The following is a 24232-nucleotide window of genomic DNA, read 5'->3' as shown; positions in this document are numbered from 1 at the left end:
GATTCAGATGACTTGGACCCGTACCGAGATGGCCGCCCGCGCGGCCCGGGAACTGACCCGCGGTGACTACGTCAACCTGGGGATCGGTCTGCCGACGATGATCCCCGACCAGCTGCCGGACGACTCGGGGATCTACCTGCACGCCGAGAACGGCATCCTCGGCGTCGGCCCTTTCCCGTACGACGACGAGGTCGATCCCGACCTGATCAACGCGGGCAAGCAGACCGTGTCGGTGTTGCCGGGGGCGTCGTACTTCGACTCAGCGACCAGTTTCGCGATGATCCGCGGCGGCCACGTGGACGTCGCCGTCCTCGGCGGCATGCAGGTCGCGATGAACGGCGACCTCGCGAACTGGATGGTTCCCGGCGCACTCGTCAAGGGGATCGGCGGTGCCATGGACCTGGTCAACGGGGCGGGCAGGGTCATCGTCCTGATGGAGCATGTCACCAAGGCGGGTGAGCCGAAGCTCCTCGAGGCGTGTTCGTTACCGCTCACCGGTCGCGGCGTGGTGAGCCGGGTGATCACCGATCACGGTGTGTTCGACGTCGCGGGAACAGGTTTCGAGGTCGTGGAGTTCGCTCCCGGTGTCGATCTCGAGATCGTCGAGGCCAAGACCGGAGCGCCGGTCACCGATCGCACCGCGGTGCACGCCGCGGTCTGAGCCGGCGGCCACTCAACGGCGCGAGGCCGCCAGCTCCGACCGCGACCGCAGGCCGAGTTTCGCGTAGATCCGGGTCAGGTGGTACTGCACGGTCTTGGGCGAGATGAACAGCTCCGCCGCCACCTCGCGGTTGGACAGCCCGCGCGCCACCAGTGCGGTGACGGCCTCCTCCTGCGGGGTGAGTTCGCCGGCGTCTCTCGGCGAGCCCCGGTTCTCGGTTCGCGACCCGGCCAGTCCGCCTGCCTTGAGTTCACGGTCGCAACGGTCGACGTAATTGGTCGCCCCGAGCGATAGGTACAGGTCTCGCGCGGTACCGATGACGGCATCGGCGGCGCGGCGCTTACCCGCGCGTCGCAGTGTCTGTCCGTAGGCGAAGTTCACCCGTGCCTGGTCGTAACGCAACCCCAGTCCGTCGAGGAGTTCGAGTCCTTCCTCGAACGCCCTCCTTGCCCCGTGGATGTCTCCGGTGGCACCGAGGTGGCGGCCCCGCGCGTACTTCATCCGGGCGGCCGACGACCGGTGGCCGCGTTCGGCGGAACGGGCTTCGTAGGTGCGCAGCAACCGGTCGGCCTCGTCGAACTGGCCCTCGAGAACCTGCGCGTTGGCCAGGACGTCGACCCACGGCCACAGCCCGGGCTCGGCGAGGGCGGGGACGGATTCGGCCATCGTCACCAGCGGTGTGAGAATTCGACGCACCTTGCCGTAATCGGCTGCGGCCTCGGCGAGTTGCGCCCGCGCCAGTAATTCCGGTATCCGCATGATCTCGTAGTCGCCGATCGACGTGGCCGATGCGGCGATGCTGCGATGCGCCTCCTCCCAGTCGCCGCGAAGCGAATGAATCTGCGTCGCAGTCCAGTTCAGCAGCGGTGTGGTGAGTGCGATTCCACTGCTACGGGCGAGCGCCCGGCCGGCCTCGACGCTGCGCATCGCATCGGCCCAGTCCCCGGTGAGGAACTGCACGCGCGCCAGCCAGGCCAGCGCCCACAACGAGATCCGCGTCGAACCGCCCAGCTGCGCCATCGAGACCGCAGCCTCGAGATTCGTACGCGCGGCATCGATCTCGTCGAGTCCGAGCTGCAGCCAGCCGCGACCCATGACGGCTCGCTGTGCCTGCGCGCCGTAGCGGATGGTCGCCGAGACCGACTCGTACTCGGCGCGTGCGGCCTCCGGCTGACCCGACCACGCCAGGCCGAGACCACGGATGACGGCCGCCTCGACCCGTGCCGCCGAACGGCCCCCGGCCATCTCCATCGCACGATCTGCCCAGGCGACGAGCTCGGAACCCTGGCAGCGCACCAGGTTGTGCAGCACGTGGCGTTGCGCGATGAGGGCCGCGACGTCGGGTTCTCGTTCGACGTTGACGATTCCCCAGGCACGGTCGAGGCGGAGCTGTGCCTCCGCAGAACGCCCGCGCAGGATCGCCAGGTAGGCGAGGGTCGCGTTGCGCAGCGGCGTCTCCCGTAGGCTCTCGACGGTCGGGACCAGTGCGCCGGCGCCCGTGCAATCACCCGCGGCCAGAAGCGAATCCACCGCGAGTGTCACCCGTGTGTCGCGTTCGAGCGGGTCGGGGGTCAGCCGACCGGACTGGCGGTAGAGGCCAGCCGCCTCGGCCCACGCCCCGTCGGCGCCGCGGGCGCGCGCGAGTTCGGCGAGGTCGTCGGCGAGTGCGGCATCGGCGGTCGGCGTCGCGGCAACTCGATGGTGGAGTCGTCGGGCGGGGTCGGCGACGATCTGCGCGGCACGACGATGGGCCTCGCCGACCGCTCCCATCCCGAGGACCTCGAGCACTGCCGCACGGACGAGGGGCGTGACGATCCGAGGTCGGGCCTCGGCCGGTGTCAGCGCCCCGTCACAGGTGACGAGTCCGGTGCGTCGCGCCTCGTCGATGGCGTCCAAGGGGTCGGTGATCTCGGCGAGTTCCACTGCGGTGGAGAGCGGTTCGGCGTCGTCGAGGATGGCGAGCGCCTCGATGAGCGAGCGCGCGGGTACGCCGGTGTCGGGCAACCGGTCGCGGACCTGCGCGACGACGTATCGGGGGGCCGGTAGCTGGGCGCCGCTGCGCGACCACGTACCGGCGGGCACCTCGTCGAGGAGAGCGACGATGTCGCGCGGGTTGCCCGCGGTGTGACGGGTCAACTCCTCCCGCATCGCGGGGTGCAGCACGATGCCCCGCCGGCCCGCGATCTCGGCGGTGCCCTGTGGGTCGATGCCCTCGAGCCGCAGTTCGTCGAGGGGTTGCCCCACCAGACGCGCCCCGGGCCGGGATGTCGTGGCGACGACGAGGACCCGGCAGGCGCGATGGTCGCGGGTGAGCGTGAGCAATGCCTGTAGTGACATCTCGTCCGCGAGATCGGCGTCGTCGATGGCGATGAGCGACGGGGTGTCGGCGGCCGGGCCGAGTGCGGCGAGCAGGCCGCCGACCAGTGTTTCGACATCGGTTGTGCCGGCGGGTGAGTGATCCTGCAGCAGTTGCCGGACCAGGGCACCCGGCGTCGACGCCTGCCACGGTGACACGCGCGCCCACAGGGTCGCCCCGGTGTCGTCGGTACCGTGCGACTCGGCGCGATGCCGCGCGACCAGATGGGTGAGCAGGGTCGACTTCCCGCTCCCGGGGTCACCGGAGACGGCGAGGAACTCCGCGCCCGTCGCGTGCCGCAGCCGCGACCACAGCGCATCGACCTCACGGTCCCGCCCGACGCACACGGCAGTGACCATCATCGCTCCATACTAGGACCCAGGTCACAGACCCCGGGTCGTACAGACTCGCCCGCGTCTTCCCGACGTGGGTGGTCAGCCCTGGTCGCCGCCGGCGACCGGCAGGACGCTGCCCGTGATGTAGGCCGCCTCGTCCGAGGCGAGGAAGCAGATCGCCGCGGCCTGTTCGTCGAGCGTCCCGTACCGGTTCAGCAGCGACGAGGACAACGTCTGATCGATGTGGGCCCGGAACCACCCGGCCTCCACCTCGTTGCGGGGTTCGGGGGTACCGCGGGAGATCCGACGCGGTGGGGCCTCCGTCCCACCCGGGGCGGTCGCGACCACGCGGATGCCGTACTCGGCGTACTCCATGGCAAGCGAGGCGGTCATCGCGTTGACAGCGCCCTTGGCCGCCGAGTACGGGATGCGGTGGATGCCACGCGTCGCCGCGGAGGAGACGTTGACGATCACCCCGCCGCCGCGTTCGACCATCGACGGCAGCACCGCGCGGCACGCGTAGAGCGTCGTCAGCAGTGAGCGGTCGATCTCGGCCCGGATCTGTTCGTGGGTGAACTCGGTGAACGGTTTGAAGTTGATCGCCCCGCCGACATTGTTGATGAGCACGTCCACCCGGCCGTAGGTTTCGAGAGCGCGCCGGATCACCGATTCGGCACCGTCGTAGGTCTCGAGGTCGGCGATCGCCGCCACCGCACCGGGACCGGCGGTCTCGAGGTCTCGGGCGACCTCCTCCACCAGATCTGAACGATCGGCGAGGACGACCCGACCGCCTTCCGCACTGATCCGTCGTGCCGTCTGCTCGCCGATCCCCTGTGCGGCACCGGTGATCACGACGACCTTGTTCGCGAAGCGTCCCGGGGTGATGAAACGCGGCCGGCGCGAGGCCATCTCGTCGGCCATCGCCCGGCGCATGGTCTGCTTGGACCGGTCGGCGTGTGCCGAAATGAGCGCGCGGGCGGCATCGTGGTCGCCGGACTCGAACGCCGAGACGATGTCGAGGTGGTCCTGTGCGCACAGCGGGTGGCACCAGGTCGCGTTGCGCAGCACCTCGGTCATGCGGCCCTTCACGCCGAGGGCCTTGTAGGCCTCGAGGAGATGGTCGTTGCCGGTCTGGCTGAACAGGTAGTCGTGGAAGGCCGCGTTCGTCTCGGTGTACTGCGCGGCGTCGACGAAGCGGTCGCCGTCCACGTAGGGGACCGTGGCCTCGGCGAGCAGCCGATAGCCGGTGAGCTGCTGATGGGTCATCCGGCCGAAGGTGAGCTCCAGAGCGCCGAGTTCGAGCGCGGCGCGTGCCTCGAAAAGTGCGTCGGACTCGTGGATCTCGGGGTGTTCCTCGCCGATCTGATAACCCTGTGAGCCGACGACGGTGGGCAGCGGCGGTGCCTCGACGGAGTCGGGTTCGGTTGTGCTGGGCGCACTCTCGTGGAGTTGCGAGATGCCGTCGGGCGCGAAGAGTTCCTGCCCGGCGATCGACCGTGCGGTCCCGGCGGGACGCAGCGTACCCGCGTCGACGTCGAGTCCGGCATCGCCGGTCCGTCCGTCCCACATCCGTTGCCCACCGATGCGGGCCAGCGAGTCATCCTCGCGCGGTGCGGGTCTCGAGCCGGACCAGGTGTCGAGACCGGTCGGCGGGAAGGCGATCCGGCCGGCGATGGCGCGGGCGTCGGCGACCTCGAGGATGGGGTCGTCACCGTCCCGACCGACCGGGGTCGGGGCAGCAGGAGCAGCGGCCTCGTCGCTGATCGCCTCGGTTTCGGTGACGCTGCCCGCCTCCGGTTCGGGCTCGACCGCCGGCATCGCCGTGCGATCACGGTCAGTCGCCGGCTTCGCGGCGAGCGCGAACTTCTCGTAGTAGAAGCCGGTGGGTTCGATCCCGACCTCTGCCACGTGCTTGCGCACGGCCTCGACCATGGGCGGCGGACCGCAGAGGTAGATGGCGACGTCGCCGTCGTAGAGGTGTTCGGGCCGGATCAGGCTCATCACATAGCCCTTGTTCGCCGCGGTGCCGGCCGGATCGGACACGCAGTGGTCCCAGGTGAAGCCCGGCAGCTTGTCGGCGAAGTACTCGATCTCGTCGGTGGCGACCAGGTCGGTGTCGCTGGACACGCCGTAGATCAGGTGGACCTTGCGAAGGCTCTTGTCGGCGTGCATCTTCCGCAACATCGACAGGATCGGTGCCAGCCCGGTGCCACCGGCGAGCAGCAGTACCGGACGGGTGGCCTCCCGCAGGAAGAACGACCCGTGCGGACCGGTGAAGGAGATTTCCTCGCCGCGTGTCGCACGGTCGGTGAGATAGGTCGACATCGCGCCGCCGGGGGTGAGCTTGATCAGGAAGATCAGCCGGTCCTCGTGAGGGCCGTTGGCGAACGAGTACGAGCGGCTAACCGGTTCACCGTCGCCACGATCGCTGCCGGGGATCTCGATGTTCACATACTGGCCCGGCAGGAACGCCAGCTCGCCGCGGTTCTCGATGCGGATCTCCAGGCGCATCGTCGAGTCGGAGAGCCGGTCGAGCCCGGCGATCGTCCCGGTGAACCTCGCCGCCTGGGTCTTCGCCACATCCGACGTGGACGCGATCTGCAGCACGAGGTCGGATTTCGGCTTCATACAGCAGGGGAGTGCATAGCCCTCCGACGACTCGGCGTCGGACACCGCGTCCTCGATGTAGATGCCACCGTCGTAATCTCCGGACTCGCAGAACGCCTTACACGTTCCGCATGCACCGTCGCGGCAGTCCAGAGGGATGTTGATGCGCTGCCGGTACGACGCGTCGGCGACGGTCTGGTCCTCGCGGCAGGTGATGAAGCGCGTGACCCCGTCCTCGAAGGACAGCGCCACCTGGTGGCTGGTGGCGGTGCCGGCGCCAATGCCGGTGTCCGCGTCGGTGGTGACAGTCATGGAGAGGTTCCTCGAAGTGGGGTCGGGTCAGAAGTGGGCTCGGGTCAGAATTGAGCTCGGGTCAGAAGTGGTACACGTCCACCACGTGGTGGATGTAGTCGTTCTTCAGCACGATCGTCTTGCGCCGGATGAGCGGCTGTTCCCCGGAGAAGTCGATCGTGTAGAACGAGGTCCCGTAGTACGGATCGACGGCGTTGTACCGGAAATACATCGTGTGCCAGTTGAACCGGACGTCCACGAGTTCGCCGCGCCGCTCGATGACCTCGACGTTGGAGATGTTGTGACTGGTCCGCGGTTCGGGTAGCGACGTCGCCGACGAGCGTTCGGTCCGGATCCGGAAGACCCGGTCCTCCAGGCCGCCCTTGTTGGCGTAGTAGATCAGCGAGATCTCTCGTTGCGGGTCCTCGGTGAGCCGGTCGGCGTCGTCCCACGACGGCATCCAGTAGACGACGTCGTCGGCATAGCAGTCGAGCCATTTCTCGAACTCGCGGTCGTCGAGGTAACGCGCCTCGCGATAGAGGAACTGTTCGATCATGTTCTGGGTGATCAGTTTTCCGCCGTCCGCCCGGCTGCTCGCGGGTGTGCCGGTGGCGCCGGATGTGGTCTCTGAGGTGGTCATCGTGTGTTCCCCGTAATCGCTTGTGGCCGGTTCACCGTCGGCCGTTGGTCTGGGCGGCTGCTGCCTCTTCGGCGGCGACTGCGGCGCGCATGGTCTCGAGCCAGTAGCCGTGCTGGACGGGGTAGAGACCCTCGTCCTCGTTCTTCACGCCGGCCGAGATGACGCCGGTCATGCCGAGTGAATCGGCGACCTCGTCGGGACCCGTCAGCCAGTGCTGCGCGCCGCGACTCATGTCGTTCCACGGTGCCGCCTGGGCCCGGAAGGTGAGCTGGCAGCTGCGGAACTCCTCGAGGTCGTCCGGCGTCGCCATCCCGGATGCGTTGAAGAAGTCCTCGTACTGGCGGATGCGGTGCGCGCGTGCGGTATCGCTCTCACCCTTGGGGGCGATGCAGTAGATGGTCACCTCGGTCTTGTCCGGGGCGATCGGCCGGAAGTGGCGGATCTGCGTCGAGAACTGGTCCATGAGATAGACATTCGGATACAGGCAGAGGTTGCGCGAACCCTTCACCATGAACTCGCCCTTGGCGTCGCCGTGGGTCTTCTTCAGGTCGTCCATCTTGTCCCACAGCGGGCGATCCTGCGGATTGGCCGCCCAGGTCCAGAGGCACAGGTGGCCGTTGGGGTACGACCAGTAGCCGCCCCCGGACTTGCCCCAGCCGCCGGCGTCGAGCGCCTTGGTGTCGTTCTTGGACTCGCCGGTGCCGCGGCGGGAAGTGGTTGCGGCATAGTTCCAGTGGGTCGCGGTGACGTGGTAGCCGTCGGCACCGTTCTCGGCCTGGACCTTCCAGTTGCCGTCGTAGGTGTAGGTCGACGCACCGCGAAGCACCTCGAGGCCGTCGGGCGACTGGTCGACGAGCATGTCGATGACTAGACGCGTGTCGCCGAGATGATCGTCGAGCGAGGCCACGTCGTCGTTGAGGCTGCCGAACAGGAATCCGCGGTAGGAGTCGAAACGTGCGACCTTGGTCAGGTTGTGGGAACCGTCGACGTCGAACGTGTCCGGGTATCCGGCGCCCTCGGGATCCTTGACCTTGAGCAGGGTGCCGTCGTTGCGGAACGTCCACCCGTGGAACGGGCACGTGAGCGTCATCCGGTTGTCGGTCTTGCGGCGGCAGATCATCGCGCCGCGGTGGGCGCAGGCGTTGATCAGGCAGTGCAGCTCACCGCTCTTGTCCCGGGTGATCACGACCGGCTGCCGTCCGATGTAGGTGGTGAAGTAGTCACCGGGGTTCGCCACCTGGCTCTCGTGGGCGAGGTAGATCCAGTTGCCCTCGAAAATGTGCTTCATCTCCAGTTCGAAGATGTCCTCGTCGGTGAATATCCGCCGGTTGGCCCGGTAGATGCCGGCCTCGCGGTCGTCGACGACCGCGTCGCCGAGAACCGAGTTCACGTGGTGCAGATGTTCCGTTACGGACGCGGTCATGTCGTGTTCCTCCAGATGTGGGCTGTATGTGCACTGTGGCACCACGTGGTGCCGATCACACTGGGGTAATGACCAGTCCTGACCTAGGCCCAGATTGATAAACAAAAGACATCAATAAATGGAAAACGGGTCATTGTCTGTATCTAAGCGAGGTCCTACCGTGGAGACGTGTTCCCGGTCACAGCACCGGGGCCGACATCCACCGAGATCGAGATAAGGCCAGGTCATGGAGCTACGGCACTTGCGCTACTTCGCCGCAGTGGCCGACACCTGTCACTTCGGTCAGGCCGCTGCGTCGCTGCACGTCGCGCAGCCGGCCCTCTCCTACGCCATCCGTCAGCTCGAGAACGAACTCGACGTCACGCTTTTCACCAGGACCACCCGCCAGGTGGCGCTGACCCCGGCCGGGGCCTACCTGAAGGGTCAGGCGGAGCGAATCCTCGCGGGCGTGGACGATGCGGTCGACGGCGTGCGTCGGATCGCTGCCGGGCGGAGCGGTCTGGTTCGGGTGGGACTGACCGGTATCGCCGCGTTCTCGCATCTGCCACGGATCGCGCGGGTGGTCAAGCGTGAGCTGCCGGACGTCGACCTGCACATCCAGTCGGACATGCTCACCCCGAGCCAGTGCGACGCATTACGCGCCGGCGCACTCGACCTCGGCGTCCTGCGACCGCCGGCGGTCGGCGAGGGCATCGAGACACGGGTCATCGACGTCGAGCCGATGGTGCTCGCCGTGTCGATCGACCACCGCCTGGCGGTCGAGCCGGTCGTCTCGGTCACCGACCTGCGCAACGAACCCTTCGTGATGTACGACAGCCGCGACTCCGCCGTCAACGACGCGGCGATGAGGACCTGCCGCGCAGCCGGTTTCGTGCCCCATCGCGCCCATGAGGCGCCGGGAACCGCGGTACTCCTCGCTCTCGTCGCGGCCGGTCTGGGTGTCTCGGTGCTGCCGGCGTCCGTGCGCTCGCTGCCGCTCGACGGACTCGTCGTCCGGGACCTGGTCGACGCCGACACCGTCGAGGTCGCACTGGCCTGGCGCGCCGGCAACAACGACCCCGTCACGGCCGCGGTGGCCGACGTCATCGCCGCCGCCTTCGCCGTCGAACCAACCCAAGCCGGCGCTCACGCGAGCGCTCGATACGGAGATGAACCATGAAGATCACTCGGGTGGAAGCGATTCCATTCGCGATTCCCTACGTGAAGCCGCTGAAGTTCGCGTCGGGCGAGGTGCAGGTCGCCAATCACGTGCTCGTGCGCGTGCACACCGACGTCGGTGTCATCGGGGTGGCCGAGGCCCCACCACGCCCGTTCACCTACGGTGAGACGCAGGACGGCATCATCGCCGTGATCAACACGATCTTCGCGCCGGCAGTCGTCGGTCTCACCTTGCTCGAACGTGAGGTCGTGGCGGCGCGCCTGGCCAAGACGATCGGCAACCCGGCCGCCAAATCCGCAGTGGACATGGCGATCTGGGATGCCTTGGGAAAGATCCAGGGACTTCCCGTCGGCGACATGCTCGGTGGCTTCACCGACCGTATGCGGGTCAGCCATATGCTCGGTTTCGCCGAACCGGCGGCGATGGTCGCCGAGGCCGAGAAGATGGTCGACACGTACGGCATCCGGACCTTCAAGGTGAAGGTCGGCCGCCATCCGGTGACCCTCGACACGGCGGTCGTGCGCGCCTTGCGGGAGCGGTTCGGCGACGAGATCGAACTGTATGTCGACGGCAACCGCGGCTGGACCGCCGCCGAGTCGGCGCGGGCGATGAAGGAGATGGCCGATCTCGATCTGCTGTTCGCCGAAGAGCTCTGCGACGCAGCGGATGTGCTCGGTCGCCGATGGCTCGTCGAGCGTCTCGACGTACCGTTCATCGCCGACGAGTCGGTGCCCACTCCCGCCGACGTGACCCGGGAGATCCTCGGTCGTTCGGCCACCGCGATCAGCATCAAGACCGCCCGAACCGGCTTCACCACCTCACGCCGGACACATCACCTCGCCGAGGGACTCGGCGTCCCGGTGGTCATGGGCAATCAGATCGACGGCCAGGTCGGCACCGCCTGTGCGCTCGCCTTCGGCAGTGCCTTCGAACTGACGTCGCGGTACGCGGGCGAACTGTCGAACTTCCTCGACATGAGCGACGACCTGCTCGCCGAACCGCTCCAGATCCGCGACGGCCATCTGCATCGGTCGACCGCACCCGGCATCGGCTTCGAGATCGATCCGGCCAAACTCGACCGCTACCGCACCGACAACTGAAAGAGCTTTCCCACAAAGCGTTTCGTGGCAGCCCCACGAGCAGTGAGTACAAGGAGAAGATCATGACCACCACCGAGCACCCGAACGAGGTCGCGACCGCAGCAGCCTCCGGAGCCTCCGCAACCGAACGGTTCCACGCCGACAAGTCGCCCTTCGAGGCCGTCAGGGACACCCCGCCGGAGCGCGTGGCCACGCTGATCAACGAGGTACTCGCCGCCGTGCACGCGACGATCCGCGAGCACAAGGTCACCTACGACGAGTACAACGCCCTCAAGGCGTGGCTCATCAATGTCGGTGAGGACGGCGAGTGGCCGCTGTTCCTCGACGTCTGGGTCGAGCACGTCGTCGAGGATGTCGCCACCGAGCACCGCGAGGGCAACAAGGGCAGCATCGAGGGCCCGTACTACGTGCCGAATGCGCCGGACCAGGGCTCCACGGGCTCGGTGCCGATGCGCGAAGACGAGAAGGGCGATCCGCTGCTGTGGAACGGCCAGGTCCGTTCGTGCGACGGCACCCCGCTCGCCGGGGCCAAGGTCGAGCTGTGGCACGCCGACGACGACGGCTTCTACTCCCAGTTCGCGCCCGGCATCCCGGAATGGAATCTGCGGGCCACCTTCACCACCGACGACGAGGGTCGCTTCGAGATCACCACGATCCGCCCGGCGCCGTACATGATCCCGACCGACGGTTCATGCGGGAAGATGATCGCCGCCGCCGGCTGGCACCCGTGGCGTCCCGCGCACCTGCACCTCAAGGTGTCGGCGCCCGGTCACGAGCAGCTGACCGCGCAGCTCTACTTCCCCGGTGACCCGCACAACGACGACGACGTCGCCAGCGCGGTCAAGCCCGAACTCGTGCTCGACCCGAAGGAAGACGGCAAGGGTGGCTTCACCGTGGCCTACGACTTCGTGCTCGATCCGGAGAAGTGATGCTGTTCCACGTCCGTATGGATGTCAAGATCCCCGACGACCTCGACCCGGACGTCCGGGCCGACACGGTCGCCCGGGAGAAGGCGTACTCGCAGGATCTCCAGCGATCCGGCAAATGGCCCCACATCTGGCGGATCGTCGGCGAATACTCCAACTACTCGATCTTCGACGTCAACTCCAACGATGAGCTGCACACGCTGTTGTCGGGTCTGCCGCTGTTCCCGTACATGGACATCAAGGTGACGCCGCTGGCGACGCATCCGTCGGACATCAACAGCTGACGCACACGCGCCACATGCCCCGCCGACCGCACCGTGTCGCCGGGGCATGTCGCGTTCCGGTCCGGGTACGGTCCTCACTCGGCGATCAACGCGGAAAGCATTGCGTCCCAGTGTCTCAGCGGGAGCAGATGACCTTCACCCGGGAAGACGGTGAGATCGGCGTCGGGTAGGTGGCGGGCCAGCCATTCGCCGTTCGGCAGGGGCGTCATCGTGTCGTCGGCGCCGTACCACAGACACACCGACGCCGAGACGTCGGCGAGCCGGAAATCCCACGGACCGACGAATGCGACGTTGTCCCATGCGATGGCACCCGGACCCCTTTTCATCGCTTCGGAAAAGGACTCGAAGAGCGTCTGTCTTGCCGAGGGGTCCGCGATGACCGCGGCGTCGCTGGTGCCCCACATCCAGTCGATCCAGGGCGCTGTCGGGTCGGTCCGAACGGACATCATCGCATCGAGCATGTCCCGGTTGCCCGCGAGGAAGACCTCGGCCGCCCGAGCTGGATCTGCCGGCAGGTGCGAAAGTGCCAGCCGGTCGTTGTCGGTCAGCAGCTCACGCGCCCCGGGCACGTCGAGCGCGGGTCCGGGGCCGCCGGACACACCGACGCAGGTCACCCGGTCGGGCATCAGTGCTGCGGCGGCAAGCGCGAAGGGCCCACCGCCCGACCATCCGAAGACGGCGAACCGGTCCAGTCCGAGGTGGTCGGCCAGGGCCTCGGCATCGCGGGCGACCGGCGTGAGACCGATCGGCGCAGGGTCCGACCCGCCGTACCCGGGGCGATCGAAACTCACCACCCGGATCCCGGCGCGCTGGGCGATCTGATCGCCGAAGGCGGCCTCGAGGCGGGATCCCGGAGTGCCGTGAAAGTGTACGACGGTAGGTCCGGACGACTCTCCGGCTTCCCGAACCGCTATCAGTCGTCCCCCGATGTCCAACCTGAACTCCGTCATCGTGTGGAGCCTACGTGGAACGTCACGACTTCGTCCGTAGCGTCAGCACCGTGATCTCCGGCGGGGCGAGCACGCGGACAGGCGGCCCCCAAGCGCCGGCTCCCTGGGTCGTGTAGATGACGGTCTCGCCGACCGTGTCCAGACCGGTGACCGTGGGTTGTTGAGCCGGGACCAGGTAGCGGACCGGCCACAGCTGCCCGCCGTGGGTGTGCCCGGAGAACTGCAGATCGACTCCGAGACCGGAGGCCTCCACGGCCTGATTGGGCTGGTGTGCCAGAAGGAGCACGAAGTCATCGGGAGACGAGCCCGCCAGGGCGGCAGGGAGATCGGGCTCATAGGGTTCGGGAGCGGTGGCGTCGTGGACGCCGGCGAGCTGGATGGTCTGGCCGTCGACCGTCAGCGGTACCCGCGCGTTCCGAAGCGTGCGCACGCCGAGTTCCTCCCACACATCCAGCCAGCGTCCGCCGTCGTCGGAGTAGTACTCGTGGTTTCCGCTGACGCCGTACACGCCGAGCTGGGCTCGTAGTCCGGCAATGGGCTCGAGGGTGTCGCGGACGTGGGGGATCGTGCCGTCGGTGAGGTCACCGACCAGTACCACCAGATCAGGGTTCTGCGCGTTGACCTGGTCGACGACGCCGCGGGTGAAGTCGGCGTCGCGCGCCGGGCCGACGTGCAGGTCGGAGACGACCGCCACCCGCAGGCCGTCGAACCGTGCGGGCAGGTTCGCGAGCGTGGCGTCGACGTCGATCACCTGCGGCCGGGACGCCTCGACGACCCCGTACCCGGTGACCCCGACGGCGGCGGCGACCACCGCGGCGGTCGCGATCCGCATCCGGCGCAACCGGCGCGCGGCCGACTGCGGGGTGTCCGGTGCGCCCGCGAGACGGCGTCGCGCCCAACGGATGACGCGCGCCCCGAACGAGAGCAGGCCGATGATCGTCAGGCCGAGGAACAGGTAGAAGAAGGTGGCGAGCCAGATCAGTCCGATCGTGCCGATGGGACGCGCCCACGACGGATCCAGTGATCGTCCGCTCTCGAACCCGACGAGCGCCAGCGCCCACAGCACCACCAGCGCACCATCGGCGACGATCGACCAGGGCCGGGCAAGTGCGGTCGCGCGGACGATCCGGCGGTGTAACCAGAAGGTGAGCAGGCCGAACAAGACCGCGGGGATGAGCGCCACCGGACCATTCTGCCGATCGGTATCCTCGCGCCATGCACGAGTACCTCATCGCGCCGCTCGACCTGGCCGAACATCTTCTGAGCACGCCCCCGGTCGTCCTCGACGTGCGCTGGCGGCTCGGCGACCCCGACGGTCGCGAGCACTACCGGCAGGGCCACATTCCGGGCGCGGTGTAAGTCGACCTCGACACCGAGTTGGCCGCCCCGCCGTCCGGGCCGGCCGGCGGCCGGCGGCCGGCATCCGCTCCCCGCGATCGACGATCTGCAGGCAGCCGCTCGTCGGTGGGGGATCAACGACGGCGTGCCCGTCGTCGTCTACGACGATTCGGGCAACCTCGCGGCCGCGCGGGCATGGTGGTTGCTCCGCTGGGCGGGGCACGCCGACGTCCGCCTGCTCGACGGTGGTCTCGCCCCTGGTGTGCCGAGGGTCTGCGCACGACGACGGGAGACGGTGGGCGACCGCGCGCCGGCACGGTCACGCTGACCGCCGGGAACCTCCCGGTCGCCACGATCGACGACGTAGCGGACGGTGACGCGCTGCTCGTCGATGCTCGTGCGGGAGAACGGTATCGCGGTGACGTCGAGCCGGTCGATCCACGGGCCGGACACATCCCGGGTGCGGTCAACGCCCCGACGGTCGACAACATCGACGAGACGGGGCGCTTCCGTTCGGCCGACGAACTGCGGCGCCGATTCGCCGAGGTCGGCGTCGTACCCGGTGACGAGCGCGAGGTGGTGGTCTACTGCGGCTCCGGGGTCAACGCGACCCACGGGATCGCCGCCCTGGCGGTCGCCGGCATCGACGCGACCCTGTTTCCCGGGTCGTTCTCGCAGTGGTCGTCGGACCCGGATCGGCCGGTCGCGCTGGGCGTGCAGCGCTGACGGCCATCCCGTGATTCGGCGTTCGGCTACTCGAGGTGCGGACAGGGCGGGTTCTCGGCCAGTCCGCACATGTTCTGGTGCAGGTAGCTCGGTACATCGGTGGGCGCGACGTCGGCGTGCATGTTGACCAGGTTGAAGCCGAGGAAGAAGACCGCGAGGATCACGTTCATCACCGCCGAGAACGCGAGGATGCGCACGACGGCGACGCCGCGGGTGATCTTGAGCCGTTCGATGCCGGCGTCGGTGATCAGCCGGTCGCCGTCGCGGCGGAACAGGTAGAAGCACATCGACGCCACCATGACGACCGAACCGAAGACGATGCCCTCGTACAGCGGGAACTGGTTGAGCGTGCCGGTGAAGATGGACCAGGTCTCGTTCACCCGCAGGTACGACCACAGCCCCTGGCGCTGCAGGATCTGCTCGCTCATGGTGTCCAGCACGAGGAAGATCAGCAGCAGGGCCGCGATGATGCCGGCCTTGTTGAGCCGCGGCCAGCGTGCTCGCGCGGCCTTCACGGCCTTGTCGATGCCGACGACGGCCAGCGGGAGGAAGAGCATGTAGTCGGCCAGCTCGTACAGGATCGGGGCGGGGGTCTCGGGTCCCTTGCTGACCCAACCCGGAACGAACTCGCCCCATGTGCCCATGTTGAGGAAGGCCGAGTTGTAGGAGAAGACGGGTACCACCGCGTTGACGCCGACGTCCTGCCAGCAGGTGAGCAGCCAGCCCATCATGAAGACGCCGATGGTGGGGAACTGTCCGTCGCGTCGTGTCCGGCGCACCAGCCAGATGATCGAGGCGATCACGCCGACGACGCAGATGACCTCCGACGCCCGGATGATGACCAGCGTGTGGGTCGGTACATCGTCGGGGCCGGTCGGAATGGGGGTGAAGGAGTCGGAGAAGATCCACCGGATGTAGACGTAGGCCTGGATGGCGACGAAGACCGCCCCCAGCCGGGCGAGCCACACGATCGGCGGCGACTCCTTGGCCACCGGTGCGGCGACCGGTCATCCGGTGAGGTCTGCCCGACCGCACCCGAATCGGGTTTCTCCCCAAGTGAACTCGACATTGCTTGTTCAGTCCTCCCGATGACCGGTAACGGTCTCATTCGATGCGGATCGCGCTCTGCGGACAGTTGGCGATGGCCTCCTTGGCCGCTGCTTCCTGATCGGTCCCGATCTCTTCGGTGATCGGGAAACTCACTCCGTCGTCGTCGAGGTCGAAGAGATCGGGTGCGACGGCGATGCAACGACCGTGACCGCCGCACCTGTCCTGGTCGACGACGACCCTCATCGACCGGCTGCCCACTGAATCGTCTTGTGCTGCAAGTACTCCGACAGTCCATGCGCGCCGAACTCGCGGCCGATGCCGCTGTGCTTGTAGCCGCCGAACGGTCCGTCGGGCATCAATCCGCCTCCGCCGCCGTTGACGACGACCATGCCGGTGCGGAGTTGGCGGGCAATGCCGTGTGCGCGTACGGGGTCGGCCGACCAGACGCCGCCGGAGAGTCCGTACGGACTGTCGTTGGCGATCCGGACGGCCTCGGCATCGAAGGAGAAGGGGTGACCACACCGACGGGGCCGAAGATCTCGCTCTGGGCGATCTTCATACCGTTGTCCACACCCACGAAGAGGGTGGGCTCGACGAAGAACCCCTTGTCGAGTCCGGCGGGTCGTCCACCGCCGTAGGCGATCTGGGCGCCTTCCTGCTGGCCGACCCGGATCAGTTCCTCCACCCGGGGGCGCTGGGCCTCACGGATGAGCGGACCCATCACCACGTTGGGATCGGCCGGATCGCCCACCGGGACGTAGTCGAGCGCCATCTTGACGCGGCCGACGAGCTCGTCGTGCAGCGATTCGTGCACGAGGATGCGGGTCATCAGTGCGCATCCCTGTCCGGCATGGGTGAGGAAGCCCCCGAGCACGCTCTGCATCACCTTGTCCAGATCGGTGTCCTCGAGGAGGATGTTCGCCGACTTGCCGCCGAGCTCGAGCACCACCTTCTTCAGCGACTGTGCCCCCTGCCCATACACTTTCGTGCCCACCGTGTCACTGCCGGTGAAGCTGATGATGTCGACGCCGGGATGGGTGGTCAGCGCTTCGCCCGCCTCGACGTCGCCGGTGATGATGTTCAGGACGCCCGGCGGCAGTCCCGCGGCCTCGGCGATCTCGCCGACCACGAGGGCCTCGAACGGCGTGTACGGCGAGCATTTGAGAACAACCGTGCAGCCCGCGGCCAGTGCCGGCGCGACCTTGCAGAGGTTCAGGAACAGCGGGAAGTTGAACGGCGTGATCTGGGCGGCGACACCGAAGGGCTCGCGGACCACCACACCCTGACCGATGCCGTTGCCGATCATCGGCGGCAGCGGGGTCTCGAACTCGAAGCCGGGGAGTATGCGGTCGACGAGGTCGAAGAAGTGGTCGATCGGGGTGCCGACCTGCAGGAACTCCGCCAGCGCACGGGTGGATCCCGCTTCGGCGACGGAGAGGTCCACCAGCTCGGCGCGGCGGTCGGCGAAACCCTCGGCCATCCGGCGCAACACCGCGCCTCGCTCGCGCACGGACATCCGCGGCCACGGGCCCTCGTCGAACGCAGCTCGTGCGGCGCCGACCGCGTCCTCGACGTCGGCGACAGTTGCCTGCGGCACCGTCCCGATCACCGCCTCGGTCGCGGGGTTGATCACGGTGATCGTCTCGGCGCCGCGGCCGTCGACCCATTTGCCGTTGATGAAGAGCTGCCCGGTACGTGTGCTCTGGGTTGATGCATCCGACATGCTGTGGGTACCTCCCCTGCGTCCCGCAGGATCACTAGATGAGTTAGATGATTGAACCGTACAATGGGTGTGATCATCTTCATGTCGGTTTGGTCAAAACCGGGGTGTTATTCGGCCGGGTGCTAGGCTGAATCCCGCTCGGCAGTCGCCGGCTTCCGGAAGGTGTGGGAATTGGCCAACAGCTCGTTCGACGAGAACGGATTGCCCAAGCGGATTCAGGTCCCCAAGACCGCTGAACTCATCGCTCAACAGCTGCGCGGTCAGATCGTGCGCGGGGTGCTGAAGCCGGGTGACATGTTGCCGCCGGAAACCGTGCTGGGACAACGGTTCGATGTCTCGCGGCCCACGCTACGAGAAGCATTCCGCATCTTGGAGAACGAATCGCTCATCGTCGTCCGCCGCGGCTCGCGCGGTGGCGTGCAGGTGGTTTCGCCCGATGTGTCCGTTGCCGCCCGCTATATCGGGCTGCTGCTGCAGATCCAGAACACCACGCTCTCCGATCTGTACGAGGCCCGGATGGTCCTCGAGCCGGCCGCGGTTCGGATGCTCGCCGCACGCCGGACCGACGACGACCTCAAGGCTCTCGTCGTGGTGATCGACGAACTCGCGGACCTGGTCGACGCCGGGGCCGATGCCGCCGACCTCGACCAGTGGTCGCGGACCGCGTTCCGCTTCCACGATCTGATCCTGGAGCGCGCGGGCAACCAGGCGATCGGACTCATCGGTCAGGTTCTCGCCGACGTGGTCGCGACGCACATGTCGCGTGTCGTATCCCGATCCACGGACACCGGCGAGGTCGCCGCGCAGTTCAAGAAGACGATCCGGGCATTCCGCAAGCTCATCACGCTGGTCGAGGCCCGCGACGCCGAAGCGGCCGAGGCTCACTGGCGCCGGCATATGAAGACGGCTGCCAAGAAGATGCTGTGGGGTCGGTTCGCGACGGAATCCGTGGTCGACCTCTTCAACTGAGGGACGCAAAACGGTGAACTGATTACACTTAATCATCGACGATGAGCGGTGTGCGCTGCTCGACGCTGCGCACCATTCGTGAGCTCACGTGGATTGGCGGAAACATGGGTGTCGGCCTTCTTCTGGACATGGTGGAATCCGGGCTCGGTGATCGAGTCGCGCTCGGCGACCGTGCCTCGGGTCTCACCCATGGCGACGTGGTCGCCACCGCCCGTGGCGGTGCGGCGGTCATCTCCGGGTCTTCCCCTCCGATGGCGCTGTCGGGCGTCCGCCCTCGGAAGTCATCTATCTCGGCCGCAACGGCCCCGGATATCCGCAGGTGTTCTTCGCCGCGGCGATGGCCGGCGTGCCCTTCGTCCCGGTCAACTACCGTCTGGGCGACGAGGTGCTCGGCGATCTCGTCGACGACTTCGACCATCCTCTGATCGTCGTCGAGGAGCGATACCGTGACCGGGTCGCCGGGCGGGACCAGGTGGTCGGCCTCGACGACTTCCTGGCTGCGGCGCGAGCGGCGGAACCGATGCCGCCCATCGATGTTCCCGACGACGCGCCCGCGGTCCTGCTCCACACGAGCGGTACCACGTCGAAACCCAAGGTCGTACCGCTGCGGCACGAGAACCTCCAGGCCCACGGGTTCGCGACCGTCGACTTCGCCGGCGCCGGAGAAGAAGAGGCGGCCCTCATCACCGTGCCGCCGTACCATGTGGCGGCGGTCGGGGCCACGCTCACCAACTTCTACGGCGGCCGTCGAGTCGTGCACCTTCCCGACTTCGATGCCGGCGATTGGCTGGACCTGGTTGCACGAGAGTCGATTTCATCGGCGACCGTGGTTCCGACCATGCTCGCCCGTGTCGTCGACGCTCTCGGTGGCGAGGTCGCGGAGGCGCCGGCACTGCGATTGATCTCCTACGGCGGTGCGCGACTACCGCTTCCGGTTCTCGAACGTGCGATGCGCGCGTTCCCCGACGCCGGCTTCTGCAACGCGTACGGACTCACCGAGACGAGTTCGACACTCGCACTGCTGGGTCCGGACGATGATGCCCGGGCCATCGCCTCTGACGACCCGCGCATCCGACGGCGGCTCGAGAGCGTGGGGCGCCCCATACCGGGCATGGAGATCGAGATCCGCGATGCCGACGGGAAACCCGTCGGTCCGGGCGAGACCGGCTCGCTGTTCGTCCGCGGTGCACAGGTGTCGGGTTCCTACCTGGGGAAGGGCTCGGTTCTCGACGACGAGGGCTGGTTCCCCACCAACGACCAGGCCTGGGTCGACGACGAGGGTTACCTCTGAGGACCTCGTCGGAACCGCCGACGTCATGACAGAAGTCGGTGGACGCCTCGCGGAGATCGCCTCCGACACCGCACCGTCCTTCGACGCCTTCCTCACCCGACAGCCGGGCTTCCTCGCCCACTTCGCCGAGAAGAAGTCCGAATTCGAGTACCTGGGCGCCAACGTCCCACTGCTCCTGAAGGGGATGGCCCGCGTCAGCCAGGAGGGCAGCTTCCTCAGCGCCTACGTGTGTGACCTCAATCCCGCCGACTTCGTTCCGTTCCTCACCCCGCTGGCACCGGCCATCGTCGCCGCGGCCACGCCTGGCGGGAAGCCGAAGTACTCGCCGATCTGTCAGCCATGAAAACGTCAGGGACCCGCCGAATGACCGATCGATCGCCCCGGAAGCCGATCGCCGAATGGAACTCGCTCTACCTGGGCCTCGGCGGCGTGGGCGTCCTCGTCCTCGTCGTCGGGATCAGTGCGATCGACGTCGGCCGGAAGAACATCGAAGCCGAGTTCGCACAGGCCGGTGAGATCCGGAACGGTGATCAGGTGACTCTCGCCGGTGTGCCGGTGGGTGAGGTCAAGGGATCACGTCTCGACGGGAATCGGGTCATCATCTCGATGAACATCGACCGCGGAATCCGGCTAGGCAACGAGACCAAGGCGGAGATCAAACTCACCACGATCCTCGGCTCGCGCTACATCGCGATCACCCCGGCGGGATCGGGATCACTGGAAGATGATCGGGTTCCATTGCGCAACACCCGGGTTCCCTACGACCTGCAGGAGACGATCGAGGATGCGACCACCAACTTCGAGCAGGTCGACGCCGGTGGGCTCGCCGACGCCATGACGACACTGTCGACACAACTCGAGGGGGCGCCGGAGGTTGTACCGGAGGCCATCTCCACCGCACACACCCTCTCGGAGATCATCGCGACCCGGCGCACCCAGCTGGGCGAACTGATCACCGGTGCCGAACGTGTCACCACGGTCATCCGCAACCAGGAGTCCAACATCGGATCGCTGATGGTCCAAGGACGGAACCTGATGGTCGAGTTGACCCGACGCCGGGACGCCGTCCACGGGATGTTCAACGCCACCACGGCTCTCGTCGCGCAGTTGCATCGCATCACCGTCGTGAACCGGCCGGCGCTCGATGCACTCATCGAGGACCTGAACGGGATGCTGGGTGCGCTCGCCCGTCACGACGACCTGCTGCGCAACACGCTCCAGGCCCTGCCGCTGCCGGTGCGCAACTTCACCAATGCGACCGGCGCCGGCAACTACATCGACTTCACCGGGCCCGCAGGCTTTCTCATCGACTCATGGATGTGTGCGCTGAGCGGACGAGCCGAACAGGTTGGACGCGCACAGTATTTCGAGGACTGCCGATGAGACGACCACGTATGCGCACTCTGGTGGTGGTGACGGCGATCGCGGTTGCGGTGGCGGCGACGATCGTCGCGATCTGGAACCCGTCGTCCGGCTCCCACCGGATCGTCGCACAGTTCGACAGTGCCGCAGGCCTCTACGACGGCAACAAGGTGTCGGTCCTGGGAATCACGGTCGGCCACATCACCGACATCAGTCCGCGCGGCACCGTCGTCGACGTCACCATGGAGGTCGACGAGGAGGTGACCCTGCCGGTCGACGTGACGGCGGTGGCGGTGTCGTCGTCGGTGCTCACCGACCGCCACGTCGAACTCACCCCCGCCTACTCCGGCGGACCGAAGCTGGCCGCGGACGCGTTCCTGCCGCTCGACCGGACCCGGACGCCCATCGAGTTCGACCGCCTGCTCACGATGACCGACAACCTGGCCGGTGAGCTCGGCGGGGACGGAAAGGGCGGGGGACCGATCGCCGACATGCTGTCGGTGACCTCCGAGTCCCTGGACGGCAACGGCCCGGCCCTGCGCGACGCACTCGGGCAACTGTCGAAGGCCCTGCGCACCGGAGCCGACCCGAGCGCCACCCGGGAGGCGATCGTCAAGCTCGTGGACAACCTCGACATCCTCACCGAGGCCGCCGCGAACAACGACAAGACGATTCGCGAATTCGGCGGCAGCCTGCGGGCGATGAGCCAGGTCATCGCGGATCAGCAACTGGGCGAGGGAGACACCGGCGCCAAGCTCAACCAGATTCTCGCCAAGACCTCGGAACTGCTCAAAGAGAACAGGATTCCGCTACGGAACGCGGCCCGCGACGCGACCACCGTCACCCGCACGCTCGCCGACTACCAACGTGAACTCTCCGAGTTCCTGAACCTGACGCCGACGCTGATGAACAACGCCTACAACGCGATCGACCAGATCAACGGCACGATCCGGGTGCACACCTTCGCCGACCGGATTCTCTTCGACCAGCAGGTCCTCAAAGAGGTCTGCAATCTCGCGAACCTGAAGGACCTCGGGTGCAACACCGGTAAGCCACAGGACTTCGGCCCGGATTTCGGAGTGACGGCGATGCTGGCCGCGATGGCGGGGGTCGGACAGAAATGAACGCGGCGAGGCGAATTCACCGGCAGGCCGTCACCGCGGTCGTAACAGTGCTGATCTGCGTACTCAGCGGGTGTTCGGTGGGTCTGGGACAACTTCCGCTTCCGGCGCCCGGCACCAGCGGCGACGGGTTCGAGCTGAAAGCGCAGTTCGACAACGCGCTGAACCTCCCGGCCAAGGCGAAGGTGCGGCTCCTGGGCGCCGACGTGGGATTCGTGGAGTCGATGGAGGTCGACGATTATCTCGCCGATGTCGGTATGCGGATCGCCGACGGGACCCGCCTTCCGGAGGGAACCCGTGCCGAACTACGTTCCGCCACACCGCTCGGCGACGTGTTCGTCGCCCTCGAACCACCTGCCGAACCGGAGCCGGGCGCGGTCCTCCTCGGTGACGGCGACGTCATCCCGCTGGACCGCACGTCGGCCGGAGCCACGGTGGAGGAGGTGCTGTCGACGGCCGCCATGCTGGTCAACGGCGGTGCCATCCGCAACCTCACCGACATCGTCAACGGTCTGGGCGAATCGCTCGGCGACGACGGGCACCAACTCGGCAAGCTCGTCAGGCAGTCGACGGTCCTGGTGTCCTCGCTGTCGGCACGGACCGAGGAGATCGAGGCCGTCCTCGGTTCCGCGAGCCGGCTGGCGTCGACGGTGTCTGCACGGCAGCAGACCATCGACTCGGCCCTCGCGGCAGCCGGACCCGCGCTGTGGACGGTGGCCGACAACACGCAATCGATCCTGACGACCGTCGAGCAGGTGGACCGGATCATCCGGCAACTCGGCGCGTTCCCGTCGGTGAAGGGGACCGCCGCCGGTGGGATGATGGACGACATCAACCGGATCGCCGCGTCGCTCAACGCAGCTGCCACGGCACCGGGAGCCAGCCTCGACGCGGTCAACCGCATCCTCGGGCCCATCGTCAAACTGACCGACGCGACGTCGGGACACACGGACGTCGCGATCTCCCAGTTCGCGATCGGCGCCCTCGACGACCCGAATCACCGGGCTGATCCGGGAATGCGACTGCCGGACGTCACCGACTGGCAGCAGTTCATCGGATCGTTGTCGGTCACGTTGATGCGATTGCGTCAGCACGTCGAACCGGGAGCGCCGCGATGAGCGCGCGGCCCGACCTCGTGGAGACCGGAGCCCGAGGCGTCGTTGCGGCCGTGCGATGGGGGCGTCGGCGTCGGAACTGGTTGTCGGTGCTGGGACTTCTGACGATCCTCGTCGTCGGAGTGGCGTACCTGCTGCTCGACACCCTGCAGCGGGATCCGACCGCATCGAACATCCGCGTCGAGGTCGAACTCGCGCAATCCGGTGGGCTGCTGCCGAATCAGGACGTCACGCTGCGCGGCGTCCCGGTCGGCCGGGTCGATTCGGTGCGTATCGACGACGAGGGGGTGCGCGTGGTCGCCACCATCGACGCCGGCATCAGGATCCCGGCCGACGGAGAAGTCAGGGTGTCGAGCCTGTCGCCGGCCGGTGAACAGTTCCTCGACTTCCGGCCGGCCGGCGATTCCGCGCCGTTCCTCCGCGTCCCGGCATTGCGCGAGTTCTTCTTCCCGACGCAACGCTCCGGGTCGACACTCGACGCGATCGGTACCGCCTTCCGCGACGGTGGCCTGTGGGGCAGCGTCGACGTCTACCCGCGCGTCCCCTGCGACTACGACCTTCCCCGGGCGGCAGCGTCGCGGCCGGATTTCCCGGAGCCGTTCATCAACACGCACTGCAAGAACACCGAACTCCTGGTTCGTGGTGCGGGCGCTGTGCCACGGCCGCCCGGCGACGACACCAACCTGCCGGCACCGGGGAGCGATCCCCAGGCCCGGACCGACCCGACACCGCGTGGACCGAAGACCATTCCGACGCCGTTCGGCGGCCCCGACATCCACTACAACTAGACCACCCGTATCCGAGG

21 protein-coding genes and 2 pseudogenes are annotated in these 24232 nt (G+C 67.5%); 13 read left to right on the top strand and 10 right to left on the bottom strand.

Annotated elements, in window-relative coordinates:
• Positions 1-7: 7 nt before the first annotated feature.
• Positions 8-661 (top strand): 3-oxoacid CoA-transferase subunit B, encoded by a 654-nt coding sequence (locus tag GAA2_RS20115; RefSeq protein ID WP_159405804.1) that lies wholly within the window; start codon positions 8-10, stop codon positions 659-661.
• A 12-nt stretch (positions 662-673) separates the two neighbouring features.
• Here the strand turns inward: GAA2_RS20115 and GAA2_RS20110 are convergent, their stop codons facing one another.
• From GAA2_RS20110 to benA, 4 genes are all read right to left on the bottom strand, one after another.
• The gene (locus GAA2_RS20110) at positions 674-3379 is read right to left on the bottom strand and encodes a helix-turn-helix transcriptional regulator (RefSeq protein ID WP_159405805.1); all 2706 of its coding nucleotides are present in this window, start codon (positions 3377-3379) and stop codon (positions 674-676) included.
• 72 nt (positions 3380-3451) lie between these two features.
• On the bottom strand, positions 3452-6271 hold the full coding sequence (gene benC, locus GAA2_RS20105) for a benzoate 1,2-dioxygenase electron transfer component BenC (protein WP_159405806.1): 2820 nt from the start codon (positions 6269-6271) through the stop codon (positions 3452-3454).
• 61 nt (positions 6272-6332) lie between these two features.
• Positions 6333-6890 carry a benzoate 1,2-dioxygenase small subunit gene (benB, locus tag GAA2_RS20100; protein ID WP_006438029.1) on the bottom strand — a complete coding sequence of 186 codons (558 nt, stop codon included), beginning with the start codon at positions 6888-6890 and terminating at the stop codon, positions 6333-6335.
• Between the two features lie 31 nt (positions 6891-6921).
• Positions 6922-8313, bottom strand: a complete 1392-nt coding sequence (gene benA / locus GAA2_RS20095) for a benzoate 1,2-dioxygenase large subunit (RefSeq protein WP_024499691.1) — start codon at positions 8311-8313, stop codon at positions 6922-6924.
• A 226-nt stretch (positions 8314-8539) separates the two neighbouring features.
• On the opposite strand from benA, the gene GAA2_RS20090 reads away from it, so the two are divergent.
• From GAA2_RS20090 to catC, 4 genes are all read left to right on the top strand, one after another.
• Complete coding sequence (locus GAA2_RS20090; RefSeq protein ID WP_006438026.1) at positions 8540-9472, top strand: LysR family transcriptional regulator; 933 nt, start codon at positions 8540-8542, stop codon at positions 9470-9472.
• Positions 9469-10572 carry a mandelate racemase/muconate lactonizing enzyme family protein gene (locus GAA2_RS20085; RefSeq protein ID WP_006438025.1) on the top strand — a complete coding sequence of 368 codons (1104 nt, stop codon included), beginning with the start codon at positions 9469-9471 and terminating at the stop codon, positions 10570-10572. The genes GAA2_RS20090 and GAA2_RS20085 overlap by 4 nt, the downstream gene beginning before the upstream one ends.
• A gap of 62 nt (positions 10573-10634) precedes the next feature.
• Entirely contained in the window at positions 10635-11501 is an 867-nt protein-coding gene (gene catA, locus GAA2_RS20080) for a catechol 1,2-dioxygenase (RefSeq protein WP_006438024.1), read from the top strand.
• Complete coding sequence (gene catC, locus GAA2_RS20075; protein ID WP_159405807.1) at positions 11501-11782, top strand: muconolactone Delta-isomerase; 282 nt, start codon at positions 11501-11503, stop codon at positions 11780-11782. Before catA ends, catC begins: the two co-directional genes overlap by 1 nt.
• 74 nt (positions 11783-11856) lie before the next feature.
• Here the strand turns inward: catC and GAA2_RS20070 are convergent, their stop codons facing one another.
• The gene (locus GAA2_RS20070) at positions 11857-12732 is read right to left on the bottom strand and encodes an alpha/beta fold hydrolase (protein WP_159405808.1); all 876 of its coding nucleotides are present in this window, start codon (positions 12730-12732) and stop codon (positions 11857-11859) included.
• A 22-nt stretch (positions 12733-12754) separates the two neighbouring features.
• Positions 12755-13915: a metallophosphoesterase gene (locus GAA2_RS20065; protein ID WP_159405809.1), complete on the bottom strand. Its 1161-nt coding sequence runs from the start codon at positions 13913-13915 to the stop codon at positions 12755-12757.
• Between the two features lie 32 nt (positions 13916-13947).
• Between GAA2_RS20065 and GAA2_RS20060 the strand changes: the two are divergent.
• Positions 13948-14796 (top strand): annotated as a pseudogene (locus tag GAA2_RS20060) (sulfurtransferase).
• Between the two features lie 26 nt (positions 14797-14822).
• On the opposite strand, the gene GAA2_RS20055 reads toward GAA2_RS20060, so the two are convergent.
• From GAA2_RS20055 to GAA2_RS20045, 3 genes and pseudogenes are all read right to left on the bottom strand, one after another.
• Complete coding sequence (locus GAA2_RS20055; protein ID WP_248664830.1) at positions 14823-15788, bottom strand: spirocyclase AveC family protein; 966 nt, start codon at positions 15786-15788, stop codon at positions 14823-14825.
• A 112-nt stretch (positions 15789-15900) separates the two neighbouring features.
• Positions 15901-16089: a ferredoxin gene (locus GAA2_RS20050; RefSeq protein WP_006438018.1), complete on the bottom strand. Its 189-nt coding sequence runs from the start codon at positions 16087-16089 to the stop codon at positions 15901-15903.
• Positions 16086-17569: pseudogene (locus GAA2_RS20045) on the bottom strand (aldehyde dehydrogenase family protein). The gene GAA2_RS20050 and the pseudogene GAA2_RS20045 overlap by 4 nt, the downstream one beginning before the upstream one ends.
• 162 nt (positions 17570-17731) lie before the next feature.
• Between GAA2_RS20045 and GAA2_RS20040 the strand changes: the two are divergent.
• Entirely contained in the window at positions 17732-18538 is an 807-nt protein-coding gene (locus GAA2_RS20040) for a FadR/GntR family transcriptional regulator (protein WP_006438015.1), read from the top strand.
• Positions 18539-18570: 32 nt separating this feature from the next.
• On the opposite strand, the gene GAA2_RS20035 is transcribed toward GAA2_RS20040, so the two are convergent.
• The gene (locus tag GAA2_RS20035; RefSeq protein WP_159405810.1) at positions 18571-18729 is read right to left on the bottom strand and encodes a hypothetical protein; all 159 of its coding nucleotides are present in this window, start codon (positions 18727-18729) and stop codon (positions 18571-18573) included.
• A gap of 128 nt (positions 18730-18857) precedes the next feature.
• On the opposite strand from GAA2_RS20035, the gene GAA2_RS20030 reads away from it, so the two are divergent.
• The 6 genes from GAA2_RS20030 to GAA2_RS20005 are packed head-to-tail and all read left to right on the top strand — an operon-like array spanning position 18858 to position 24215.
• Entirely contained in the window at positions 18858-19829 is a 972-nt protein-coding gene (locus GAA2_RS20030; RefSeq protein WP_236577706.1) for a class I adenylate-forming enzyme family protein, read from the top strand.
• A 25-nt stretch (positions 19830-19854) separates the two neighbouring features.
• Complete coding sequence (locus tag GAA2_RS20025) at positions 19855-20172, top strand: hypothetical protein (RefSeq protein ID WP_006438013.1); 318 nt, start codon at positions 19855-19857, stop codon at positions 20170-20172.
• Positions 20173-20192: 20 nt separating this feature from the next.
• On the top strand, positions 20193-21212 hold the full coding sequence (locus GAA2_RS20020) for an MCE family protein (protein WP_159405811.1): 1020 nt from the start codon (positions 20193-20195) through the stop codon (positions 21210-21212).
• Positions 21209-22315 carry an MCE family protein gene (locus tag GAA2_RS20015; RefSeq protein WP_236577707.1) on the top strand — a complete coding sequence of 369 codons (1107 nt, stop codon included), beginning with the start codon at positions 21209-21211 and terminating at the stop codon, positions 22313-22315. Before GAA2_RS20020 ends, GAA2_RS20015 begins: the two co-directional genes overlap by 4 nt.
• On the top strand, positions 22312-23430 hold the full coding sequence (locus tag GAA2_RS20010) for an MlaD family protein (protein ID WP_159405812.1): 1119 nt from the start codon (positions 22312-22314) through the stop codon (positions 23428-23430). Before GAA2_RS20015 ends, GAA2_RS20010 begins: the two co-directional genes overlap by 4 nt.
• Complete coding sequence (locus GAA2_RS20005) at positions 23427-24215, top strand: MlaD family protein (protein ID WP_159405813.1); 789 nt, start codon at positions 23427-23429, stop codon at positions 24213-24215. Before GAA2_RS20010 ends, GAA2_RS20005 begins: the two co-directional genes overlap by 4 nt.
• The last annotated feature ends 17 nt before the right edge of the window (positions 24216-24232 follow it).

It is taken from the genome of Gordonia ajococcus, from assembly GCF_012974285.1.
GTDB classification, from domain to species: Bacteria; Actinomycetota; Actinomycetes; order Mycobacteriales; family Mycobacteriaceae; genus Gordonia; species Gordonia amicalis.
This window is presented reverse-complemented; position numbering and strand designations above follow the sequence as displayed.